The organism is Pseudomonas viridiflava, assembly GCF_900184295.1.
GTDB lineage: Bacteria > Pseudomonadota > Gammaproteobacteria > Pseudomonadales > Pseudomonadaceae > Aquipseudomonas > Aquipseudomonas viridiflava.
The window spans coordinates 4,071,247-4,093,271 of sequence record NZ_LT855380.1; the positions used below are offsets into that span (position 1 = coordinate 4,071,247).

Genomic DNA, 22,025 nt, shown 5'->3' on the forward strand with positions numbered 1-22,025 from the left:
CGCTTTGCAATACGAAGAAAGGGATTGTCCATGAGTGACGACACGTCAATGCGTTCCGACGCCAGAAAAAACCGGGAACGCATATTGAAGGTCGCCGTGGCCGAACTGACGCTCGACCCTGCGGTTGCACTGAGCGTGATCGCGAAAAAGGCAGGCGTCGGCCAAGGCACGTTCTATCGGCACTTCGCCAGCCGCGAGGACCTGGTGTTCGAGGTCTATCAATTCGAGATGCAGCAAGTGGCAGCGCTGGCGGAACAGTATCTGGCCGACCGACCACCCGAGCAGGCCCTGCGCGACTGGATGAACAGCCTTGCCGAATACGCGATGACCAAGGCAGGGCTTGCCACCGCCATCCGCCAGGCTGCCGCCACGCGGGAGTTTCCAGGCAAGTCGGGGTACGCACCGGTGCAGAACGCCGCCGAGCTTCTGCTGAAAGCCAACGAAGCGGCCGGAACGATTCGCGCCGGAATCACGACCGATGACTTCTTTCTGGCGATTGCCGGCATCTGGCAGATCGACTCACAGCGAGACTCGCAGTGCGACTGGCGCCCGCGTCTCGCCCGCCTGATGGACTTCGTGATGATCGGACTGTGCGCGGGAAGCCCCCGCAGCCTCGGCGAGAAAGACGCCTGAGGCATTCATGAGCGCTGTTCACAAGTGCATTCTGGATACTGGCATTATCAACCGCCGCTCTATCCCATAGCCTCATGTTCACAGCATGGGCGGCTTTTCCAACCCAACCAAGAAGGTGGCTGCAGCCAATACACGCGCAAAAAGGAGATGTTGATGAATCCTCGAACTCCATCCGGCGACGGGCTCAGGCTGTCGCGGCGACAGGTTCTGATCGGTACGGCAGGATCGGCCGTGACAGCAGCGTTGGCATCGACCGAGTTCGCGCAAGCGGCTCAAGACACCTCTGCAGGGTCAGCAGACGTGTCCGCCAGCAGCCATGTATCGTTCACGCTCAACGGCAGACGCTACAGCCTGGACGTCGACAATCGCGCCACGCTTCTGGATGTTCTGCGCGAGCGCCTGCACCTGACCGGCACCAAGAAAGGTTGTGACCACGGTCAATGCGGGGCCTGCACGGTGATCGTCGAGGGGCGCCGGATCAACGCCTGCCTGACGCTGACCGTCATGCATGAAGGCGACACCATTACCACCATCGAAGGCCTTGGCACCCCTGAACGTCTGCACCCGATGCAATCGGCGTTCGTTAAGCATGACGGCTACCAGTGCGGCTATTGCACGCCCGGCCAGATCTGCTCAGCCGTCGCCATGCTCGATGAAATCAAGGCGGGCATCCCGAGCCATGTCACCCAGGACCTGAGCGCCCCGCTGATCGCTTCCACTGCGGAGATGCGCGAGCGCATGAGCGGCAACATCTGCCGTTGCGGCGCCTACTCCAACATCATCGAGGCGATTGAGGAAGTCGCGGGAGCGTCGGCATGAAGTCATTCACCTACGAGCGCGCAACCTCGGCGGAACAGGCGGTCGCAGCGGCGGCCAGACAGCCCGGCGCGAAATTCATCGCAGGCGGCACCAACCTGCTGGACCTGATGAAACTGGAGATCGAAACACCGCAGCACCTGATCGACGTCAATGGGTTGGGCTTTGACACTATCACCAAAACCGCTGACGGCGGACTGAGGATCGGCGCGCTGGTGCGCAATACGGATCTGGCCGCAGCGCCCGAGGTCCGCCGTGACTATGGCGTGCTCTCACGATCACTGCTGGCAGGCGCTTCCGGGCAATTGCGCAACAAGGCGACCACTGCAGGCAACCTGCTGCAACGCACACGCTGCGCCTACTTCCACGACACGAACCAGCCGTGCAACAAACGTCGCCCCGGCGCCGGTTGTGCGGCACTGGGCGGGGTCAGTCGCCAGCAGGCAATCATTGGCGTCAGTACCTCCTGCATCGCCAGCCATCCGAGCGACATGGCGGTCGGCATGCGTGTACTGGGCGCGACAGTAGAAACCCTCGGCGCTGATGGCCAGGTTCGCAGCTTTCCGGTCGAGGCACTGTACAAGGCGCCGGGCGACACGCCTCATCTGGAAAACACACTGATGCCGGGAGAGCTGATCACCGCCGTCACGCTGCCAAAACCGGTGGGTGGCAGGCACATTTACTACAAGGTACGTGACAGGGCGTCCTACGCGTTTGCGCTGATCTCGGTGGCGGCGATTGTGCAGCCGGACAAGACCGGTCAGATCGCGCTGGGTGGCGTGGCCTACACGCCCTGGCGCAGTGAAGAGGCCGACGCACTCCTGCCCAAGGGAGCACGCGCCGTGGCAGCCCGGTTGCTGGCCAACGCACAGCCGACGCTGCAAAACGCCTTCAAGGTAAAACTGGCGGAACGCACGATCGGCCTGGCACTGACGCAAGCCTCTGCGTAAGCCAACCCGTTATTCAGCCAGCAACGTCAGCCCGCATGAGCGGCTGGACGTCAGTCCGTTTGATCAGGAAGCCGGACCATGAAATTTGATACGCCTGCCAGCACCAATCCCATCGATCAGCTCAAGGTCATCGGCGCGCCTGTGGACCGCATCGACGGCAAGCTGAAGACCACCGGAACCGCGACCTACGCCTACGAACAGAACGCGGCCGTGAGCAATCCGGCTTACGGCTACGTGGTCGGCGCGGCCATCGGCAAGGGGCGGATTTCCTCGATTGATTCGAGCGAGGCGCGCAAGGCATCCGGCGTGATCGCCATCGTCACTCACGAAAACGCTGGCAAGCTCGATCGGGGTGAGTTTTACGTCGACCGAGCACTGGCAGACCCTCAGGTAGATCACTACCATCAGGCCGTCGCCGTCGTAGTCGCAGAAACCTTTGAGCAGGCGCGAGCCGCGTCCGCACTGCTTCGGGTGTATTACGTTCGCGAGCCAGGCTCGTTCGAATTGGCGGCGACGCTGGACTCAGCCAAGCCGCCACCGCCTTCAGGTTTCGGGCCGCCGGCACAGACACGCATCGGCGATTTCGAGGCGGCATTCAGCGCAGCCGCATGTACGGTCGATGAGCGTTATTCCACGCCCGACCATGCCCACGCCATGATGGAACCCCACGCCACCATCGCCCAATGGAACGGCAGCAAACTGACGCTCTGGACCTCCATCCAGCAAATGAACTGGGGGGTGCGGGACCTTGCGAAAACGCTGGGTATTCGCAAGGAAGACATCCACATGATTTCGCCCTACATCGGCGGCGGTTTTGGCGGCAAAGGCACCATTCTGTGCGACGCGGTGCTGGCGTCGCTGGCCGCACGCGAGGCCAGATGCCCGGTCAAGGTCACCCTGCCCCGCCCGCTGATGTTCAACAACCTGACCCACCGACCGGCGACCATTCAGCGAATCCGCATCGGGGCGGACAAGGAAGGCACCCTCACTGCGATAGGCCATGAAAGCTGGTCCGGCAACCTGCCAGGCGGCAGGCCCGAAGCGGCTACCGCATCGACCCGCGGGCTGTATGCAGGCGCCAACCGGATGACCCGGCTGAATCTGTCCGTGCTGGATCTGGCTGAAGGCAGCGCCATGCGTGCGCCGGGCGAAGCGCCAGGGATGATGGCGCTGGAAATCGCCATGGACGAGCTGGCGGATAAGCTCGGCATCGATCCGGTGAAGTTTCGGGTCATGAACGACACTCAGGTCGATCCCGAACAGCCCACGCGGCCCTTTTCCAAACGCCAGCTTGTCGAGTGCCTGAACACCGGTGCGGAGCAGTTCGGCTGGAACAAGCGCAACCCTGTACCGGGCAAGGAAGTGCACGACGGCTGGCTGATCGGCATCGGCGTGGCGTCGGCGATCAGGGGCGCGCCGACCACCAAATCAGCCGCCCGCGTCCGGCTCGATCGTCTGGGTATCGTGACGGTCGAGACCGACATGACCGACATCGGCACGGGCACCTACACCATCATCGCCCAGACCGCAGCGGAGATGATGGGCGTGGACCTGGACCGCGTGGTCGTGCATCTGGGCGATTCACGGTTTCCGGAATCGTCCGGCTCGGGCGGCCAATGGGGCGCTGCTTCATCAACGGCGGGCGTCTATGCCGCCTGCGTCAAGCTTCGAGAAGCTGTGGCCCGCACACTGGGACTCGATCCGCAGAAAGCCGAGTTTGCCGAGGGTGAAGTGCGCGAAGGCGACACGCGCCTGCCTCTGGCTCAGGCTGCGGCGCAGGGCGAAATTCAAGCCGAGGACTTCATGGAATACGGCAGCTTGGCCAAGGACTACGCTCAGCAGACCTTCGGTGCGCACTTCGTCGAAGTCGGCGTCAACGCGGCGACAGGCGAGGTACGGATTCGCCGCCAGCTGGCGGTGTGCGCAGCGGGCAGGATTCTGAACCCCAAGACCGCCCGCAGCCAGATCATCGGCGGGATGACCATGGGCGCAGGTGCTGCGTTGATGGAAGACTTGGTCGTGGACCACCGCCTGGGATTCTTCGTCAACCACGACCTGGCGGGCTACGAAGTGCCGGTGCATGCCGATATCCCGCATCAGGACGTGATCTTTCTCGATGAAGTGGACGTGTACGCAACGCCGCTGAAAGCCAAGGGCGTGGGCGAGCTGGGCATTTCCGGCGCTGCTGCAGCGATTGCCAATGCCATCTACAACGCGACCGGCGTGAGGGTTCGGGACTACCCGATCACCCTAGACAAACTCATCGATCATTTGCCCGAAACCGTCTGATCCCTCACCCCGCCCATGGAGTCCTGAATGCAACTGAGCCGCGCAAATCTGGCAGACATCGTCTATTTCCTCGCCATTGCGCGCCATCAGAGCTTCAGCAAGGCGGGCCTTGAAGTCGGCATCAGTGCCTCGGCCCTCAGTCATGCGATGAAAGGGCTTGAGGCGCGACTGGGTGTGCGTCTGCTCAACCGCACCACCCGCAGCGTGACGCTGACGGTGGCAGGCGAAGAACTGCAGGGACTGATCAGTACCCCGGTGCATGATATCGGGCAGGCGCTGGAAGCCCTGAATAGGCTGCGTGACGAACCTGCCGGACGTATCCGCCTGAATGTCCTGAGCGATGGGGCCGAATTGCTGTTGGGGCCGGTCCTGCCGGTGTTCATCGAACGCTACCCGGACATCGAAATCGACCTGACCGTGACCAACAAGATGGTCGATGTGATCGGCGATGGGCATGACGCGGGCATCCGTTTTGGCGGCACCGTCCCGGAAGACATGATTGCCCAGCGGTTGTCGCCCGACATTGCCTGGGCGGTGGTCGGCACGCCCGATTACCTGCAGCGTTTCGGCACACCGACGCATCCCGAGGACTTGAAACAGCACCGCTGCCTGCGCATTCGTCTGGGCAATGCCCGGCTTTACGACTGGCAGTTCATGAAGGATGGCCAGGCACTGGAGGTTGAGGTACCGGGCACTGTCACGATCGACGAGACACGCATCGGCGTTGCGTTGGTCACCCGTGGCGCGGGCCTGATGTACGTGCCGGCTGCCATCGTCGAACCCTACATCGCAGCCGGCTCGTTGCAGCGCGTGCTGGAAGACTGGACGCATGTGGATCCGGGGTTTCACGCTTACTATTCAAGCTTCAGGCAGGTGCCCGTCGGACTGCGTCTGCTGATCGAACTTATCCGCGAACTGCAACCGATGGGCGCCCTGCCCTGATCGGTTTCCTACCCTTCCTGACGCTTGCTGAACACGTCCTTGAACACCGGTACCGCCGAGAACGTGTTTGGCCAGCCCGCATAAAACGCCAGCTGCGTGAGCATTTCGGACGCTTCGCTCTGCTTCAGGCCATTGTCCATGGCGCGATTGAGGTGAAAGGTCACCTGCGCAACCTGCCCGTTGGCGACCAGCGAGCTGACGGTAATCAGGCTGCGGTCCCTGGGCGCCAGACCCGGCCGCAGCCATAGGTCGCGAAACAGCGTCCTGGTGGTGTATTCGACAAGTCCAGGCGCCACTGAACCGACGTTCTTGTCCACCTGCTCAACACGCGCCTGCTCAGTGGCCTCGTCGAGCGGCAACCGGGTCGGCGAGACCGGAGCCAGTTGATCGGCACCGATGTTGCGAGCAGCAAACACATCCTTCGCGATCAGAAGTGTCGCCGTGGCATTACCCCAGCCCGAGTAATACGCCAAGTGATTGATGGTTTCCGAAAGCTCCAACGGCGTGACGCCATTATCCAGCGCCCGATTGAAGTGGTAGGCCATCTCGACCGTCTGACCTCGCGAGATCAGCACGGCCACGGTCACCAGGCTTCTGTCGCGCGGGGACAGACCGGGGCGTTTCCACACCTCGCCCAGCAGCAAGGCGTCGGTATTATGGGCCAGCGCCGGAGACACGGCGCGTGCGTCATCGGGCGTGGGAACTGCAGGTAAATTCATGCTGGAAAGTCCTTTGTCAGTGGCGGCACAGGCGGTGAGCAGAACGGTAAAGGTCGAGAGCATCAGTCTGCCGGCCGTCATCGTTTCGCCTCGTACTGGGCATCCGTGACCGGCTCCAGCCATTCGACGTTCTTGCCGTCCTGCGCTTCCTGAATGGCCATGTGCGTCATGCCGGTGGTGGACGTCGCCCCATGCCAGTGCTTGACACCCGGCGGTGTCCAGATCACATCGCCCGGCCGGATCACCTGCTTCTCCCCACCCTCCTGCTGTATCCAGCCCGTACCTGCGGTCACGACCAGGTTCTGTCCCAGCGGATGGGTGTGCCACATGGATCGAGCGCCTGGCTGGAACGTCACGTAGGCGGCGGATACGCGTGAAGGTGCGCTTGCGGAAAACAACGGATCGATACGGGCTGCACCGACAAACGTTGCCGGTGCGCCCGCGATGGACGCATGCTCGCCCTTGCGGACAATGTTCATGGTCGACCCGCTGGACGCATCGGCGGCGTTTGCGCCCAACGGAGACATCAGGACCGAGGCCATGGTCGATAACGCTGCGAGTGTTCTCATCGGTAAGCTCCTGATAACGGGTAATCGATAACCACGTTAGTGGAGAGCCCACCATGCGACTACCGGCCCCCTGTCTCATGAACAGATGAGCCGCATTCATCAATCAGCCTGTTTCTACCGCCCGTCACGCTGGGGTGTTCAAAAAACGCCTCAAGGTAGTATTTGCAGAACACATGATAGTTGGTGAATCCGCACAGTTCGGCGACCTGTCTGGGGCTTTGATTGTTACTTGAAACGGATAACAGACGCCGCGCCTTGTTTATCCGGACCGACCTGAGAAAAGCGATAGGCGTGGTGTTCCTGTAGCGTTTGAACCCGGACTGTAATGAACGCACGCTGAGACCGGCGTGCACCGCCACTTCTCCGACCGTCAGATGAGGATCGGTATTGTGCTCCATGAAATCCATCGCCAGCTTTATCGAATGCGGCGTGGGTGTGGTGTTGGCCGACGTGCCTGTCATCGCCCGGCTGTAATTGTTGTCGAAATTGGACAACACGAAACCGATCAGACTTTCCTTCAAACTGTTTGCCACATTGATCAATGGCGTTCGCGAGTGGGTCATTACCTCGAACAGCGTATCCACCAACTTCAGAATGATAGTGATCTGTGCGGTACTGGCGGCGCCCCGACTGAAATAGATCCGTGTTTTAGGAGGGGCACCGATGAGTAACGTCAGGTACTTGAGCATGTCTGAATGGGCAAAATAAAGGGTGGTGTAGCGCACGCCAGGCGCATACGCGGCCTGGAACACCTCCCGCTGATCCACTAACGCTATCGAGCCGGGTCCAACTTTATAACGGCCTGTCCGTGTCTGCCAGTTGAGCGAACCTGCGTGAGGAATGGTCATCAGAAAACCGTCCATGACATTGGTCGTCTGGTAACCCCAGCCAGACTGACTCAGCGAGTTGGCAACAAAGGAGTTGCCCAGCAGGCAGACACGTTTGCAGTAATCGAAGCGGCCCTGTTCGCCGGGACTAATTGACATAAAATTGTCATAAATCCGGAAGTGCTCGGAGGCTCTTTCGACGTCCCGAATTTCAAGCCCGGTTAAATAATACGTATCCACTTACCCACATGACCCCTGCGTTCTCGACCCGCGTCAGTGTACGCCGGAAACGCTGACAGAAAACCATCCCGATCATGTGACCGCTGTAACGAAAGTCCGACATCAAGAAAAGCGCACGCTTTCAAGAAAAGCGCGGGTTTAATTGTTCCCAGGGATAGCGTCTTACAGGGCGTCGGGATAGCGTAGATATCAGAAGGCCACTAACTGATGACTGGAGCCGTTCATGATGAAGTCCACTTGTTATGACGATGAGGCTGCTATTCGATACCGACAGTTTACTGACCAGATCATCAATGAAGTCAGCGCTATCCTCTTTTCAGTTCGCACCCTGGAAAACCGGTTTTCGTTGATCAGCCAGTCCGTAGCCCAAACCATCGAAACCCTGAGCAGGCACGATCAAGACCTGCCCGCACTGATTGCAAGGCGTGATCTGAGGCGATTCCTGACTTCACTGGAAGCTCTGAAAGACAAGGTGAGGCTCAACCTGACGCTGGTGATTCAAAGTGCAAGGGCCTCGATCCGATTGACCCTACAGCAACTCGACGAACTGTCGGGATCGGAAAACATTGCGGTGGACACACAGCGTCAAGCCAGGCTGCTGGAGTGCATCGCCGTGCTCAATCGGCTGGATCATGAACTCGTGAACGCGGCGATCACCTGACACTTTTTTCTGTTGCACGATTGCAGGACATGCACTTGACGCGTTCTACCAGTGGCCATGTCTTTTAATAGCGATCGTTTTATCACTCAGTCTATTTATGCCGGAGAGCAGCATGTTTTTAATGAAGAAAAACAAGAATAAGGTCACCCCCTCGCCTGAAGATGCAGCCGGCCGGGAAATCATTGCGCAGGCCATTAACCAGACCATGGCGATGGCAAGGATCGACATCAACGGTTTTATCACTCACGCCAATGAAAAGTTCGCAGGTGCACTGGCCTGCACGGTCGAACAGGTCGTGAGCATGAGCGAAGCTGACTTTCATGTTCGAAAACAACCTTGCACCGGATTTCGAGAGGCGTTCGCACTTGGCAAGTGTATTTTCGGCACATTCAGAAGAGTGGCAAAAACAGGAGTTTCTGTCTGGTTCGAGGGCAGCTATACGCCGCTGCGCGACGAAAAGGGATTGATCGACGGTGTCATCTTCTACGGCATTGATATCTCCAGCACCGTTTCGCAGGCACTGAAGGCTCGCAGCATCATGAATGCGCTGAGTCTGGCGACGGCAATGATTGAATTCGATCCACAGGGAAACATTCTCGAAGCCAATGAAAACTTCCTCAAAGTTATGGGATATTCGGCCAGCGACCTGAACGGCAAGCATCATCGGCTGTTCTGCGACCGGGACTTTGTCGACAGCCCTCAATACACAGATTTCTGGGACAGACTGCGGACGGGTCGTTTTTCAAGTGGTCTCTACAAGCGGCTCGACAAAAAAGGCAACACCGTCTGGCTGGAAGCTTCTTACACCCCGGTCTTCAACGCCGACGGCGAACTTTACAAAGTGGTCAAATTCGCCAGCGACGTCACCACCCGTGTGCAGAAAGCGGAGAAAGAGTCCCAAGGCGCATCCCAGGCCTATCTGATCAGCAGAAGGACCGAGACGCTGGTGGAATCAGGGTCGACGATCATCAACGACACCGTCAGCGAGATGCAGAAAATCTCGCAGAGCATCGAACATTCCGCACAACTCGTCGCCCAGTTGGGAAACCGCTCCGAACACATCACCAAGATCGTCAACACGATAAAGAACATTGCCGACCAAACCAACCTGCTGGCACTCAATGCCGCCATCGAAGCCGCGCGTGCGGGCGAGCAAGGACGGGGGTTTGCGGTGGTGGCCGACGAAGTAAGGCAACTGGCCAGTCGTACCAGCCAGTCCACCACGGAAATCGCCAAGATGATTGCCGTGATCCTTCAGGAGACGCGCACGGCAGTGGACAGCATCAACCTGTCCAAAGGCGCGGCAGAACGCGGGGTCCAGCTGGCCAATGCGGCAGGCGATGCAATGGCAGGCGTGCGAGAAGGCACACAGAGTGCGGTGATGGCGGTGAGCGAAGTTGCCAATCAGGCGGGCAACATTACGCACTGAGAGCAGACGTCAGGCAGTCGTGCATCGACGATACCGGGCCTGAGGCATCGCACTGGGACGCAGCCATTCACCACCGTTCGTCGATGATGCCCGGATCCGACTAAACCACCAGGCACGTGTCTTTTCTACACCCTCATCTGATCATTGAATCAACGAGGTGATTAATAATGAAAGCCATCAGAATTGCAGCGTTTGGCGGCCCTGACGTGATGTCGCTGCAGGACGTGGAAAGACCCCAGGCGCAACCGGGCGAAGTGCTGGTGAAAGTCATCATGGCCGGCATCAACCCGGTCGATTACAAGATACGTGAAGGTGAGTACCCCGAAGTCAAAGCAGATCGCCTGCCGTTGACCCTTGGCCGTGAGGTGGCCGGGGTGGTCGTGCAGACAGGCGACGGTGTGCTGGAGCTCAATGAGGGTGACCGTGTATTCGGCATGATCGGGGCAGACGGTGGCTACGCTGAATACGCCCGCGTGCCCGCCGAGCATCTGGCGCGCATTCCCGACGCACTGGACTGGCAGACCGCGGCTGGCCTGCCGCTGGCGGGCCATACCGCCTGGCAGGCATTGGTCGAGCACGGGCATATCGAACAGGGCCACAAGGTGCTGATACACGGCGGCAGTGGCGGCGTCGGTCATCTGGCGGTTCAGTTTGCCAAGGTCAAAGGCGCCGAGGTGTACGCAACCGCATCGGCCGAGGGCCTGCAGTTTCTTGAGTCGCTGGGGGTCGATCGCGCCATTGATTACAAGGCCGAACGCTTCGAAGACATCTGCAAAGATTTTGATCTGGTGATAGACCTGATCGGTGGCGAGACCCAGTCGCGTTCATGGCAGGTACTAGGCGAAGGCGGACGGCTGGTCTCGACACTGGAAATGCCCGACGCCAATCATCCGCAGGCTGGCGGCAAGACCGGAACACGTTTCATCGCCGATCCTCGCGGCCAGGAGCTTGCCGAGATGGCCGGGTATGTTGACGCTGGCGAGGTCTCGGTCGTGATCGCGCAGACGTTTGCGTTGGAGCACGCCAGGGAAGCGCTGGATTACCTTGCCAATGAGCATGTGCATGGCAAGGTACTGCTGCAGGTTCACGAAGCATAGGTCTCTGAACTTTCTTATCACCGGCCGGCAAGGCAGCGACGAATTGCGTCAAGTCGTCGCTGCCACTGCGACAGAGGTCAGTCTCATACGACGCTGGCGCGCTGCAGACTGCTTTTATGACCGACGCCTGCAGACTGCAAACGACTGACCAGATCCTCGCGCGCCGCTCGTCCGCCCGAACGTACATAGTCAAGTTCCGCAGCAGTGATCAGCACGATGGGCACCACTGTCACGGGTGACAGCGGCATGTCTTCGATCCGCACGCAGAAGTCTGGCCCGGGACCACCGAGCAGCACGCCCGCACAGTCGTCCTCGGTCACGAACAGATCAGGGATCTGGTCGCTCATCGAATGGGACTGACTGAAGCCGGGCAGTTCAAGCGATAACACGCCGTGCTGTGCGAGCTGATGAGTGACACCGCCGGCGTCCGCCACCGTCTTCGCTACATGCTCAAGCAGTTCGAATGCCCAGCTGCGCTTGAAAGGATCGACGTCTCCTGCTGCTCCGCGGGCATGATCGGGAATATCGGAGGTTTCCAGAAAAAGCTCCATCTCGAACCCGTTGCCTGCGCCTTCAACATCGTCAAAAGGATCTGATAACCCGTCCGTGGCAAGAATGATCGCGGGGTCACGGCGCACCACTCGATAGGCTTGCCGGGTCGAAGGCCAGTGTGGCCCGCCATTGAAGCTCGGACTGATGAGGTAGGCAATGACGTCTTGCTCGACCTTGCCTACGGTTGCCCAGTGGCGGTCCAGGCACTCACTGCTGGCCTGACGGACGGATTGATTGTTCGACTCGGCATCGTCTGAAGACGTTTCGAACGATTCTTCAGTTTGCGTTGTGCTCTGAGTGTTTTGAGGCGCAGACGTTTTCGACGAACCAAAAAGCTTTTTGAAGAAATTCATATGCCGTCCTTGCTGGGTGTCGGAGTTTTATCAGTCGAGCCATTATCTTCCCTTAAGAAGACGATATATCCCGATAGAAGTTTCCGACGCAAAGGCGTAAAGGCGTAAAGGCGTAAAGGCGTAAAGGCGTAAAGGCGTAAAGGCGTAAAGGGTTGTCGCACACACGGCCGCAAATCGCGGAATCACTTCGCCCAAAACGCAAAAAACCCGCCGAAGCGGGTCGTTTTGCGAAACATGACCATCCCGACATCCTGTCAGTAGCCTCCTGGCAATGGTCGATCCTCCCTGATCGCTGCACCGTTCCTTCGCTGCAGCTGTTGAATTGGATCCTACCTATGCCGGGGGGCAGTGCAAAGAGCCAATGACGTCTACGCGTGTAAGTCTTTCGCTATAGAGCTGCAAATGCTTACTCACACCGCACGCAGACCTGCTCGAACCAGGACGAGAAATCCGGCCATTTCTCATTGGTAGGCCCGTTGTGAGACCAGTATTTGACTTCACCTTTCTGTGAAACACAGAAATAGTCGCCATTGTCTTCAATAAAGGGCAGCCATTTTTTCGGAAGTTTGAATTGATTCCATGCCACTTGTGCAATCTCGAACAAATCGACATGGCTGGAACCGGGGAGGATCACGGCCGGTTCGAAACTGGCATTCGCAACGTCACTCCCGCTCTTGAGAAAATCTATGTAAGCGGCAGGAAAAGGAAAATTCAAGCTGCGCTCGGCCTTGGCGATTTCAGCATCGGTGGGTACACGAAATGGGTCAGTGATCAAATTGAAGTACCTTCCTGAAAATTACACTCCAGCAGCGTAGCAAGAACTGTCTGGGTGAATGAAATTCGTAGATCAGGAACCTACCTTATTTATTAAATGCATACGCCCGCCTTTAACAAAACCCTGACTGCTGAAGAAGCACTGCCATCTGCTTCTGCCCGCAGGCCGTGGGAGCTATCGCAGGTTACGACGGCAGCGATGGGCTGCGTGGCGGCCCCAAGGTTCTATCTGACACACCGCATGCGCAGGCCTTGCTCCCGATTCCCGACAAATCGCCGGCAAGCCGCCTCCCACAGCTCGGTTTTTGCTGCGCGACGCCGCTACGTCGAAGACGTGGTGGCGCCTCCTACCAATATTGAGCCTCTCACAAACCCGGTGCTACCATGCGCGACCGCCATGCAGGCAAGGGAATATCCGGTTCATGAGCAGCATTCGCGAGCGCAATAAAGAACTCATCCTGCGCGCCGCCAGCGAGGAATTTGCCGACAAGGGCTTCGCTGCCAGCAAGACCAGCGATATTGCCGCCAAGGCCGGTGTCCCCAAGCCCAACGTCTATTACTACTTCAAGTCCAAGGAAAATCTGTACCGCGAGGTGCTGGAAAGCATCATCGAGCCGATCTTGCGTGCCTCCACGCCCTTCAATCCCGAAGGTGTGCCGGCCGAAGTACTCAGCCGCTACATTCGCGCCAAGATCCAGATTTCCCGAGACCTGCCGTTTGCGTCGAAAGTATTTGCCAGCGAGATCATGCACGGCGCGCCGCACCTGACGCCGGAGCAGATCGAACAGCTCAACGGCCAGGCCCGGCACAACATCGAATGCATTCAGGCGTGGATCGACAGCGGACAGATTGCCCCGCTCGACCCGCACCACCTGATGTTCACGATCTGGGCAGCGACCCAGACATACGCCGATTTCGACTGGCAGATCGCAACCGTGACCGGCAAGGCCACGCTGGAAGACAGCGATTACGAGGCGGCGACCCGCACCATCCTGCGTCTGGTGCTCAAGGGCTGTGAGCCAGACAGGTAGCGCTGCGAAAAACGCTTTCCCCAAAACGCAAAAAACCCGCCGAAGCGGGTCGTTCCTGCACATGTCCATCCCGACATCCTGTCAGTAGCCTCCTGGCAATGGCCGATCCTCCGTGATCGCTGCATCGTTCCTTCGCTGCAGTTGTTGAATTGGATCCTACATTCACTCTGGGTCCTCCGATAGAGCCAATGACGCCTGTTGGTGTAAGCCTTTCGCTATGGTGCTCGAATAGTTCCGTAACACGGCAAATAAATGTGACGGTTATCTCATGTTTGGTCATGATGCGCCGAGAAGCTGGAGAGGCCCTGAGATCAGGCGTTAGCGCCGGTCGGTCTGTCAGCTGCAAAGAAGAAAAAGAAAAATAACGTATGGGGTCGAGATCATGAATATGCGCAGTCTTTCCATCAGCCGCCGGTTATGGCTGATTCTCATCGTTTCTGTGCTGATGCTCTTTGTCCTCGCAGCCACCCTGCTCAAGCAGATTCACGACGATCTGTATCAGGCCAAGGCCGAGAAGACCATGCACGTGGTCCAGACCGCCAGTGGCATTCTTACCTACTATCAAGGCCTGGAAGCCGCTGGCACCATGCCCCGCGAGGCCGCTCAGCAGCAGGCCTTGAAAGAAATCAAAGGGTTGCGTTACAGCCAGAATGACTATTTCTGGATCAACGATCTGCAGCCCGTGATGATCATGCACCCCACCAATCCCAAGCTCGAAGGCCAGAACCTGTCGGCCATCCGAGACCCGGACGGTTTCGCGGTGTTCAACGAAATGGTCACCGTCGTCAAAAGCAAGGGCGCCGGTCTGGTCAACTATCGCTGGCCCAAGCCCGGCGCCACCGATCCGGTGAAAAAGACTTCTTACGTCCAGCTGTTTCAGCCCTGGGGCTGGATCCTCGGCTCCGGCGTGTACGTGGACGATGTGGCCGCAGAGTTCAAGGCGCAGATGTGGAACGCCGGGATCTTCATCGCAGGCATCGTAGTCGTCATGATCCTGATGCTGACCCTGATCGTGCGCAGCATCGTTCGTCCTCTCCGAGCGGCCGTCAGCGCGATGGGCAACATTGCCAGCGGCGAAAGCGATCTGACCCGCACCCTGGAAACCCATGGCAGCGACGAGATCACTGAACTGGGTACTCATTTCAACGCCTTCATCGCCAAACTGCGCAACGTGGTAGGCCAGTTGCAGAACTCTGCCGTGGCACTTGGCCAGGCATCCACCGATCTGGGCAGCAACGCCGAACAGGCGCAGAACCGCAGCCAGCAGCAATCGGAGCAGATGGATCTGGTGGCCACCGCTGTCAACGAAGTGACCTACGGCGTGCAGGACGTGGCCAAGAATGCCGAACACGCTGCCAGTGAAATGCGCAATGCCGAATCCCAGGCGCAACAGGGTCAGGTCAACATCGACAACAGCCTGCGCCAGATCGAACACCTCTCGGGCACGATCGGCCAGGCGGTGGAAGTCATGCACACGCTGTCCAGCGAAAGCACCCAGATTGGCGGTGTGCTGGAGGTGATCAGCTCGATTGCCGAGCAGACCAACCTGCTGGCTCTGAACGCGGCCATCGAAGCGGCACGCGCGGGCGAACAGGGTCGCGGCTTTGCCGTGGTGGCAGACGAAGTACGCCTGCTGGCGCAACGGACCCAGAAATCCACAGCCGAAATCCAGGCGATGATTGAACGTCTGCAGCGGCACTCGGACGCGGCAGTCAAGGTCATCGGCGACAGCAGTCGCTCCTCGCAGCTGACCATCGAGCAGGCCAATCAGGCGGGTCAGAGCCTGAGCTCGATCAGCCAGGCCTTGCGCAACCTCAACGGCCTGAACGCCTCCATCGCCAGCGCCACGCTGCAACAATCCCACGTGGTCGATGACATCAACCAGAACGTCACCCAGGCTGCGCAACTGTCGCAGAGCACCGCGCTGGCCGCCGAACAGTCCACCACGGCCAGTCAGCACCTGAGAAGGCTGAGCGAACAGTTGAACGACCTGCTGAAGCAATTCCGCGTGTAATTGATCGGTTGGAAGGTCTGCATGGGAACCTCCAGCAGACCCCGTTGCCTGAGACCTGTTCACTAACTACAGGGGGTCACATGCGCACACTGGAATTGGCAGGCAGCACCGTGCCAGTGCTGGGTCAAGGCACCTGGCACATGGGTGAAAAAGGTCATTTACGCTCGGCCGAAATTGCCGGGCTGTGTCGCGGCATCGAACAGGGCCTGACCCTGATCGACACCGCTGAAATGTATGCCGACGGCGGCGCCGAGGAAATCGTAGGGCAAGCCATTGCCGGGCAACGCGACAAGGTGTTCGTCGTCAGCAAGGTCTATCCACACAACGCCAGCCGCACAGGAATTCCAAAAGCCTGCGAAGCCAGCCTTCGTCGGATGAATACCGATTACATCGATCTTTATCTGCTGCACTGGCCGGGCCAGTACCCGCTGACCGAGACCGTCGAAGCGTTCGAACGTCTGCGCGAGGAAGGCAAGATCGGTGCCTGGGGCGTTTCCAATTTCGACGTGCCGGACATGATCGAGCTGGACAACCCGCGTTGCGCCACCAATCAGGTGCTGTACAACCCGGAGCAGCGTGGCATCGAGTTCGACCTGATGCTGTGGAGCGCCAATCGTCACTTGCCGCTGATGGCGTACTGCCCGATCGGCCAGGCGGGTGATCTGCTGTACCACCCTGCCCTGCATGAAATCGCCAATCGCCACAGCGCCACGCCTGCGCAGATATCGCTGGCATGGGTGCTGCGCCAGGACAACATGATCGCCATTCCGAAAGCGACTGACCCCGAGCACATTCGCCTGAACGTCGCAGCCGAACAGATCAGGCTGACTGAGCAGGACCTGGCCGATATCGACCGCGCCTGGCCGACGCCAACCCGGAAAATGCCACTGGCGATGGTCTGATCACTTGGGACGGGGAATGTCGAACTGATCCAGTACCGGGTTTACGGTACGGCTGAAGGCCTTGCGTTCCTTGCGCTCCTTGATCGAGCTGACGATCTCCGAGATGCCCATCCCCAGCCCGATGGCACCGCTGACCACCCAGCCCACCGGACCTGCCGCCGCGCCAATCGCTGACGCGGCGGCAGCACCGGCGGCCTGACCGGCAATTGCGCCTACAATCCGGCCGCCCACCGCTGCTGCGACCCGTCCTCCAATACCCACTGCGGCCTGTGAACCGGCGCGCTTGACGCCAATCTTGTCGCCGATATCAGCCACTTCCTGAAAGGCACTGGCGGCGAGTTTCACATCCCCTTTGGTGTCGTTGGTGTTTCGGTTGTTGCCGCCCGGCACGAACGCTGCGGACATGCCGGTTGCCCCTGACGCGGCTTTCGCAGAAGCCGTCTGGTTGACCACCCCGGCCAGCGCCGGGTCGCTGCCCACAATCATCTGCGCCTGTTTTTCGACGTTGTCGCCCAGAAACGCCTGTACATCCGGATCATTCTGCAACTGGGTGATCTTCTCGCCCAACGCGGTTTCAGTGGCCTCGGTGCCGCGAATCGAGCGCCCGGCGACCACATACTCGCTCACCTGCTGCAACTCCACCAAAACCGCCGACTTCTGCTCGCCACTGTAATTCTGCGGGTTGGCGAACACGTCTTTGCCAAGGCTGCTGATGTCGGTCTTCGCCACGGCACCCACTGTTGCCGCGTCCGAGATCACCCGGGAAAAGCCTTCGTCATCCGTAGGCGCCTTGTTCTTGATCCAGGCGCTGATGTCTTTCTTGACCATCAGCCCGTCCGGCGCGTGCGTCGCCAGCTTTTTGCCGCGCCGGTTGCCCTGATCCATCATGTCGAACATGCCCGGCTGGGACCAGGTGCTGGCAGCATTTCTGGCCAGATCGGAAAGGCCGGGGTTTTCGTCGCTCATGGCTTGCAGCCCGACGCTCGTGGTCCGTCCGTTGACTTTTTTCTGACCTTGCGCCCCCTGATCGTTGGACGGATCGGACGCTGCGGTGATGGGCTCATAAGCGATCATCATGGCAGCGGAGCGCACCAGTTCGGTGGACTGCGGGCCGGCGTCGGGATTGTCCTTGCGGTAGTCGTTCAGGCTGTCGGTGCCGCGCTCGACCTGTTTTTCCATGTTGCGGGCAAAGGTTCGGGCATCCTTTTTGGTAATCTTTCCATCCGCCTTGCCGCCTTGAGCGGTGTCCATCGCAGTTTTCAGATCGGGGTTGGCGTCAAGAAATGCCCAGGCCTTGTCCGCCTGAGGGCCGCCCTCGGCAATCATACGGGCCACGACAATTGGCCTGTTCAACTCTCGCGCAGCCTTATCCCGTTCAGCAGGCGGCGTACCGTCAAGCAGCGCATCCCACTTTCCGAGCGCTTTTGGCGAGTTGAAGCCTGACTGATCGATGTCCTTGTAGCCGCTCTGAACCGTCGGCGGGTTCTGTTCTGCCAACTGGCTGCTCAAGGCGCTCAGCAGCCGTTTCAATAATGACTTGCCTTCTTCCTGAGCGATGTTGCTACTCAGCAACTGAGTCAGTGTGCCGGGGTTGCCATACTCGACTCCCGACGCAGCCGATCCAGATTTTTCGTTCACCTGAGGCAGCCTACCGACAGGACTGGACCGCCCGGCTGACGGAGAAAACTCGGGCATACTCATTTCGCGTGAGGCGCGGGCGATCGGGTCACTCATGGGGGTACCTGCAGGTTGAAGAGACAGCAGCATCGGCACTGAGTGGTCCCGAAGCCCACCCGGTTCCAGCTTCGCGAGAAAAGAAAGATCCAGTAACAAAACGTCACAAATATGAAATAACCGCTTGTCATCATGCGCACTCGCCTGCCCGTCCGGGCCTGGCCGCACGTGGACTGCCATGAACAACAGCATCGCGCACCATCATCAGGACTCGGATCTGTTCGGCCTGCTTTACGGCTTCCGCTTTCGCCCCGGTGAAAGTGGTCAGGAAATCGGCTCGGTCGCAGCGCTCGATTACCTGCAGAACCCGACCGACAGCAATGACTTCATCTGGCTGCACCTCAATCTCTCCCACGCCGCCTGCGAGCGCTGGATGAAGACACAGCTGGAACTGCCCGAAGAGTTTTTCGAGGCCCTGCACGAAGGCTCGCGCTCGACCCGTATCGAACATGTGGACGCCACGCTGCTGGCGGTGGTCAACGATGTGGTGTTCGACTTCAACCGGCTCTCGACCGACATTTCCACCCTGTGGGTCTGCGCCCGCCAGCGCCTGCTCATCACAGCCCGACTGCAACCGTTGCGTTCGGTGGACAAGCTGCGCTCGTCCGTCAAACGCGGCGAGCAGTTCGACTCGCCGCTGGAGCTGCTGGCTCACCTGTTGAGCGATCAAGGCGAAGTGCTGACCCAGTTTCTGCGCAAGACCAGCGTCAATGTCGACCGTATCGAAGACCAATTGCTGTCCCAGCGCCTGAGTAACAACCGCTCGGAGCTGGGTGCCATGCGCCGGGTACTGGTTCGCCTGCAACGTCTTCTGGCGCTGGAGCCGGGCTCGCTGATGCGCCTGTTGCACCGCCCGCCACAATGGCTGCGCGAGCAGGATGTGCAGGCGCTGCGCCAGTCCATCGAGGAATCGTCCTTGGTCATCAACGACCTGACGGCGCTGGGCGAACGCATCAAGCTGCTGCAGGAAGAGATCGCCGCCAACCTCAACGAGCAGAGCAGCCGCACCCTCTTCACCCTGACCGTAGTGACGGTGCTGGCCTTGCCGATCAATATCGTCGCCGGTTTCTTCGGCATGAACGTGGGTGGCGTGCCGCTTGCCACTGACCCGGAAGGCTTCTGGATTCTGGTGGCCCTGGTCGCGACCTTCACCCTGGTGGCGGGCCGTTGGGCCTTTCGCAAGCGTGGCGATTACTGACGCTTCTTCAGTGAGATGACGATGCCGGTGATCAGGAAACCTGTCTGAATAGCCGATGAATTGACCTGTGTCGCATCTCTGTCACATTTTGCAATGACCATGGCAGTAATCTTTCAATCAGGTACTGCACACATGGCTATCAGCTCACTTTCCCCCGACGCCCCTGGCGGGGCGAGCCTGTCGGCAACCCAGTTCGGGCGCAAACCCGGTCGCCTGACCATGACGATCTTCTTCGCCATCCTCATCGCCGGGCTGGCGTTCACCGGTTACAGCCTCAAGCAGGACGTCGATGACATGGGCACGGTGGTCACCACCTGGACGCCGTTCATCCTGTTGGGCGTTGCACTGTTGATCGCGCTGGGCTTCGAGTTCGTCAACGGATTCCATGACACGGCCAACGCCGTGGCCACCGTGATCTACACCCACTCGCTGCCGCCGGGCTTTGCGGTGGTGTGGTCAGGGTTCTTCAATTTTCTGGGTGTAATGCTGTCCAGCGGCGCGGTCGCCTTTGGCATCATTGCCCTGCTCCCCGTAGAGCTGATTCTGCAAACCGGTTCGTCAGCCGGTTTCGCGATGATCTTCGCCCTGTTGATCGCGGCGATCATCTGGAACCTGGGTACCTGGTGGCTGGGGCTGCCCGCGTCGTCTTCGCACACCCTGATCGGCTCGATCATCGGCGTCGGCATTGCCAACGCGCTGATGCACGGGCGTGACGGCACCAGCGGTGTGGACTGGTCGCAGGCGACCAAGATCGGTTATTCACTGCTGCTTTCGCCACTGGTGGGGTTCGGCTGCGCCGCACTGCTGTTGCTGGCCATGCGCATGTTCATCAAGAACCGCGCGCTGTACAAGGCACCGGAAGGCAACGCCCCGCCGCCGTGGTGGATCCGCAGCCTGCTGATCGTGACCTGCACCGGCGTATCGTTCGCCCACGGTTCCAACGATGGACAGAAAGGCATGGGCCTGATCATGCTGATTCTGGTCGGCACCCTGCCGATGGCATACGCGCTGAACCGCACCATGCCTGCCGATCAGGCAACGCAATTCGCGGCAGTGGCCGAGGTCACGCAGCAGGCGCTGATACGCAGCGCCCCGCTGCCTGCCCCGGCAGATTCGCGCCAGACGCTCTCGGATTATCTGGTCAGCAAGGAGGCGACGCCTGACCTCATCCCGGCGCTGGCGGTAATGGCGGGCAAGATCGGTAATGAAGTGCGCAGTTACGGCTCGCTGTCCAAGGTGCCCGCCGAGGCGGTCACCAACGTGCGAAACGACATGTACCTGACCTCGGAAACCATCCGTGTGATGGAGAAGAACAAGGTCGGAAATTTCGACGCAGACACTCAGACCAAGCTGGAAGCTTTCAAGAAACAGATCGATGACGCCACGCGCTTCATTCCGACCTGGGTCAAGATCGTGGTCGCGATTGCGCTGGGTCTGGGCACCATGGTTGGCTGGAAACGGATCGTTGTGACGGTAGGCGAGCGGATCGGCAAGACCCACCTGACCTACGCCCAGGGCGCCTCGGCCGAAGTGGTAGCGATGTTCACCATCGGCGCGGCGGACATGTACGGTCTGCCGGTTTCAACGACGCATGTACTGTCTTCCGGCGTGGCGGGCTCGATGGTCGCCAATGGCTCGGGATTGCAGATGCGCACCTTGCGTAACCTGGCAACGGCCTGGGTGCTTACACTGCCTGCAGCGATTCTGTTGTCGGGCTCGTTGTACTGGGTGTTCAGTCATTTGTTCTGAATGAGCATCTGGCGCGCTCATTCTTATACATAAATCCGCCTCACCACTGATCGTGCCCATCGCTCTGCGTGGGCATGCATCCCGTGACGCTCTGCGTCGCAAATGGCACAGACTGAGGATTCAGTGAGCCGAGCGCATGACGTGGATAACGCTGGAGCTTGAGCACACATTTGCGCCACATTCAAGAGCGGACGCGGAGCGTGCTGGGAGGCATTCCCACGCGGAGCGCTCATCGTTATACACAAGTCTGTCTCTACACTGATCGTGCCCACGCTCTGCGTGGGTATGCCGCCCGTGACGCTCCGCGTCACAAATGGCACAGACTGCGGATTCAGTGAGCCGAGCGCATGGCTCAAGTCACCTTTTCGCCCCTCGGCGACTTACTTTGAGAGGCCAAAGTAAGCAAAGCCTTTTGCTCCGGTTCCGGCCCCGGCTTCGCCGGGGTTCCTTCGTCCTGACACTGATTCGGGGGTCGCTGCAAATGGGCCATCCATGGCCCAGTGCAGCTCAATCGGCATCCATGCCGATTGCCCCCCGAATCAGCGC

Annotated in this window: 18 protein-coding genes and 2 pseudogenes; 14 read left to right on the plus strand and 6 right to left on the minus strand. The window is 59.5% G+C overall.

The genetic code is table 11. The annotated features are described in order from the left end of the window. Nucleotides 1-30: 30 nt before the first annotated feature. The 5 genes from CFBP1590_RS18220 to CFBP1590_RS18240 all read left to right on the plus strand — a co-directional run bounded on the left by CFBP1590_RS18220 (nt 31) and on the right by CFBP1590_RS18240 (nt 5,630). Nucleotides 31-633, plus strand: a complete 603-nt coding sequence (locus CFBP1590_RS18220; RefSeq protein ID WP_025996375.1) for a TetR/AcrR family transcriptional regulator — start codon at nt 31-33, stop codon at nt 631-633. 153 nt (nt 634-786) lie between these two features. Next, a complete protein-coding gene (gene paoA / locus CFBP1590_RS18225) occupies nt 787-1,452 on the plus strand; it encodes an aldehyde dehydrogenase iron-sulfur subunit PaoA (RefSeq protein WP_088235679.1) in 666 nt (221 codons plus the stop codon). Continuing rightward, the gene (locus CFBP1590_RS18230) at nt 1,449-2,399 is read left to right on the plus strand and encodes an FAD binding domain-containing protein (protein ID WP_088235680.1); all 951 of its coding nucleotides are present in this window, start codon (nt 1,449-1,451) and stop codon (nt 2,397-2,399) included. Before paoA ends, CFBP1590_RS18230 begins: the two co-directional genes overlap by 4 nt. Before the next feature lie 78 nt (nt 2,400-2,477). Next, complete coding sequence (gene paoC, locus CFBP1590_RS18235; protein ID WP_088235681.1) at nt 2,478-4,688, plus strand: aldehyde oxidoreductase molybdenum-binding subunit PaoC; 2,211 nt, start codon at nt 2,478-2,480, stop codon at nt 4,686-4,688. Nucleotides 4,689-4,715: 27 nt separating this feature from the next. Further along, nucleotides 4,716-5,630 carry a LysR family transcriptional regulator gene (locus CFBP1590_RS18240; RefSeq protein ID WP_058430621.1) on the plus strand — a complete coding sequence of 305 codons (915 nt, stop codon included), beginning with the start codon at nt 4,716-4,718 and terminating at the stop codon, nt 5,628-5,630. Nucleotides 5,631-5,638: 8 nt separating this feature from the next. Here CFBP1590_RS18240 and CFBP1590_RS18245 read toward each other — a convergent pair whose 3' ends face one another. The 3 genes from CFBP1590_RS18245 to CFBP1590_RS18255 are packed head-to-tail and all read right to left on the minus strand — an operon-like array spanning nt 5,639 to nt 7,985. Then, the gene (locus CFBP1590_RS18245; RefSeq protein WP_058430620.1) at nt 5,639-6,430 is read right to left on the minus strand and encodes a carboxymuconolactone decarboxylase family protein; all 792 of its coding nucleotides are present in this window, start codon (nt 6,428-6,430) and stop codon (nt 5,639-5,641) included. After that, nucleotides 6,427-6,918 carry a (R)-mandelonitrile lyase gene (locus tag CFBP1590_RS18250; protein ID WP_191625386.1) on the minus strand — a complete coding sequence of 164 codons (492 nt, stop codon included), beginning with the start codon at nt 6,916-6,918 and terminating at the stop codon, nt 6,427-6,429. The genes CFBP1590_RS18245 and CFBP1590_RS18250 overlap by 4 nt, the downstream gene beginning before the upstream one ends. 59 nt (nt 6,919-6,977) lie before the next feature. Next, nucleotides 6,978-7,985, minus strand: coding sequence for a helix-turn-helix transcriptional regulator (locus CFBP1590_RS18255; protein ID WP_088235682.1), 1,008 nt, complete (start codon nt 7,983-7,985; stop codon nt 6,978-6,980). Between the two features lie 223 nt (nt 7,986-8,208). Here CFBP1590_RS18255 and CFBP1590_RS18260 point away from each other — a divergent pair, with 223 nt between their 5' ends. The 4 genes and pseudogenes from CFBP1590_RS18260 (at nt 8,209) to CFBP1590_RS18270 (ending at nt 11,172) form a co-directional block, all read left to right on the plus strand. Continuing rightward, on the plus strand, nt 8,209-8,646 hold the full coding sequence (locus CFBP1590_RS18260) for a hypothetical protein (protein ID WP_057410021.1): 438 nt from the start codon (nt 8,209-8,211) through the stop codon (nt 8,644-8,646). Nucleotides 8,647-8,857: 211 nt separating this feature from the next. After that, nucleotides 8,858-9,523 (plus strand): annotated as a pseudogene (locus CFBP1590_RS28545) (PAS domain-containing protein); the annotation flags it as partial. 117 nt (nt 9,524-9,640) lie between these two features. Further along, nucleotides 9,641-10,075 (plus strand): annotated as a pseudogene (locus CFBP1590_RS28550) (methyl-accepting chemotaxis protein); the annotation flags it as partial. Between the two features lie 167 nt (nt 10,076-10,242). Further along, entirely contained in the window at nt 10,243-11,172 is a 930-nt protein-coding gene (locus CFBP1590_RS18270; protein WP_088235684.1) for an NADP-dependent oxidoreductase, read from the plus strand. A gap of 83 nt (nt 11,173-11,255) precedes the next feature. On the opposite strand, the gene CFBP1590_RS18275 is transcribed toward CFBP1590_RS18270, so the two are convergent. Further along, the gene (locus tag CFBP1590_RS18275) at nt 11,256-12,077 is read right to left on the minus strand and encodes a suppressor of fused domain protein (RefSeq protein ID WP_058430617.1); all 822 of its coding nucleotides are present in this window, start codon (nt 12,075-12,077) and stop codon (nt 11,256-11,258) included. A 406-nt stretch (nt 12,078-12,483) separates the two neighbouring features. Continuing rightward, a complete protein-coding gene (locus CFBP1590_RS18280) occupies nt 12,484-12,852 on the minus strand; it encodes an SMI1/KNR4 family protein (RefSeq protein ID WP_058430616.1) in 369 nt (122 codons plus the stop codon). A 421-nt stretch (nt 12,853-13,273) separates the two neighbouring features. On the opposite strand from CFBP1590_RS18280, the gene CFBP1590_RS18290 reads away from it, so the two are divergent. From CFBP1590_RS18290 to CFBP1590_RS18300, 3 genes are all read left to right on the plus strand, one after another. Then, nucleotides 13,274-13,882 (plus strand): TetR/AcrR family transcriptional regulator, encoded by a 609-nt coding sequence (locus tag CFBP1590_RS18290; RefSeq protein ID WP_025994315.1) that lies wholly within the window; start codon nt 13,274-13,276, stop codon nt 13,880-13,882. Between the two features lie 382 nt (nt 13,883-14,264). Beyond that, on the plus strand, nt 14,265-15,896 hold the full coding sequence (locus CFBP1590_RS18295) for a methyl-accepting chemotaxis protein (protein WP_029242531.1): 1,632 nt from the start codon (nt 14,265-14,267) through the stop codon (nt 15,894-15,896). A gap of 80 nt (nt 15,897-15,976) precedes the next feature. Continuing rightward, entirely contained in the window at nt 15,977-16,798 is an 822-nt protein-coding gene (locus tag CFBP1590_RS18300) for an aldo/keto reductase (protein WP_029242532.1), read from the plus strand. On the opposite strand, the gene CFBP1590_RS18305 is transcribed toward CFBP1590_RS18300, so the two are convergent. After that, complete coding sequence (locus CFBP1590_RS18305) at nt 16,799-18,436, minus strand: type III effector HrpK domain-containing protein (protein ID WP_160169220.1); 1,638 nt, start codon at nt 18,434-18,436, stop codon at nt 16,799-16,801. A gap of 274 nt (nt 18,437-18,710) precedes the next feature. On the opposite strand from CFBP1590_RS18305, the gene CFBP1590_RS18310 reads away from it, so the two are divergent. Then, on the plus strand, nt 18,711-19,730 hold the full coding sequence (locus CFBP1590_RS18310) for a transporter (protein WP_025994318.1): 1,020 nt from the start codon (nt 18,711-18,713) through the stop codon (nt 19,728-19,730). Nucleotides 19,731-19,862: 132 nt separating this feature from the next. Next, nucleotides 19,863-21,479 (plus strand): inorganic phosphate transporter, encoded by a 1,617-nt coding sequence (locus tag CFBP1590_RS18315; RefSeq protein ID WP_088235686.1) that lies wholly within the window; start codon nt 19,863-19,865, stop codon nt 21,477-21,479. The last annotated feature ends 546 nt before the right edge of the window (nt 21,480-22,025 follow it).

Excerpts from the sequence above, each read along its gene's own strand:
- CFBP1590_RS18220 (WP_025996375.1), top strand. The coding sequence starts at position 31 with ATGAGTGACGACACGTCAATGCGTTCCGACGCCAGAAAAAACCGGGAA.
- paoA (WP_088235679.1), top strand. The coding sequence starts at position 787 with ATGAATCCTCGAACTCCATCCGGCGACGGGCTCAGGCTGTCGCGGCGA.
- CFBP1590_RS18230 (WP_088235680.1), top strand. The coding sequence starts at position 1,449 with ATGAAGTCATTCACCTACGAGCGCGCAACCTCGGCGGAACAGGCGGTC.
- paoC (WP_088235681.1), top strand. The coding sequence starts at position 2,478 with ATGAAATTTGATACGCCTGCCAGCACCAATCCCATCGATCAGCTCAAG.
- CFBP1590_RS18240 (WP_058430621.1), top strand. The coding sequence starts at position 4,716 with ATGCAACTGAGCCGCGCAAATCTGGCAGACATCGTCTATTTCCTCGCC.
- CFBP1590_RS18245 (WP_058430620.1), bottom strand. The coding sequence starts at position 6,430 with ATGACGGCCGGCAGACTGATGCTCTCGACCTTTACCGTTCTGCTCACC.
- CFBP1590_RS18250 (WP_191625386.1), bottom strand. The coding sequence starts at position 6,918 with ATGAGAACACTCGCAGCGTTATCGACCATGGCCTCGGTCCTGATGTCT.
- CFBP1590_RS18260 (WP_057410021.1), top strand. The coding sequence starts at position 8,209 with ATGATGAAGTCCACTTGTTATGACGATGAGGCTGCTATTCGATACCGA.
- CFBP1590_RS18270 (WP_088235684.1), top strand. The coding sequence starts at position 10,243 with ATGAAAGCCATCAGAATTGCAGCGTTTGGCGGCCCTGACGTGATGTCG.
- CFBP1590_RS18275 (WP_058430617.1), bottom strand. The coding sequence starts at position 12,077 with ATGAATTTCTTCAAAAAGCTTTTTGGTTCGTCGAAAACGTCTGCGCCT.
- CFBP1590_RS18290 (WP_025994315.1), top strand. The coding sequence starts at position 13,274 with ATGAGCAGCATTCGCGAGCGCAATAAAGAACTCATCCTGCGCGCCGCC.
- CFBP1590_RS18295 (WP_029242531.1), top strand. The coding sequence starts at position 14,265 with ATGAATATGCGCAGTCTTTCCATCAGCCGCCGGTTATGGCTGATTCTC.
- CFBP1590_RS18300 (WP_029242532.1), top strand. The coding sequence starts at position 15,977 with ATGCGCACACTGGAATTGGCAGGCAGCACCGTGCCAGTGCTGGGTCAA.
- CFBP1590_RS18310 (WP_025994318.1), top strand. The coding sequence starts at position 18,711 with ATGAACAACAGCATCGCGCACCATCATCAGGACTCGGATCTGTTCGGC.
- CFBP1590_RS18315 (WP_088235686.1), top strand. The coding sequence starts at position 19,863 with ATGGCTATCAGCTCACTTTCCCCCGACGCCCCTGGCGGGGCGAGCCTG.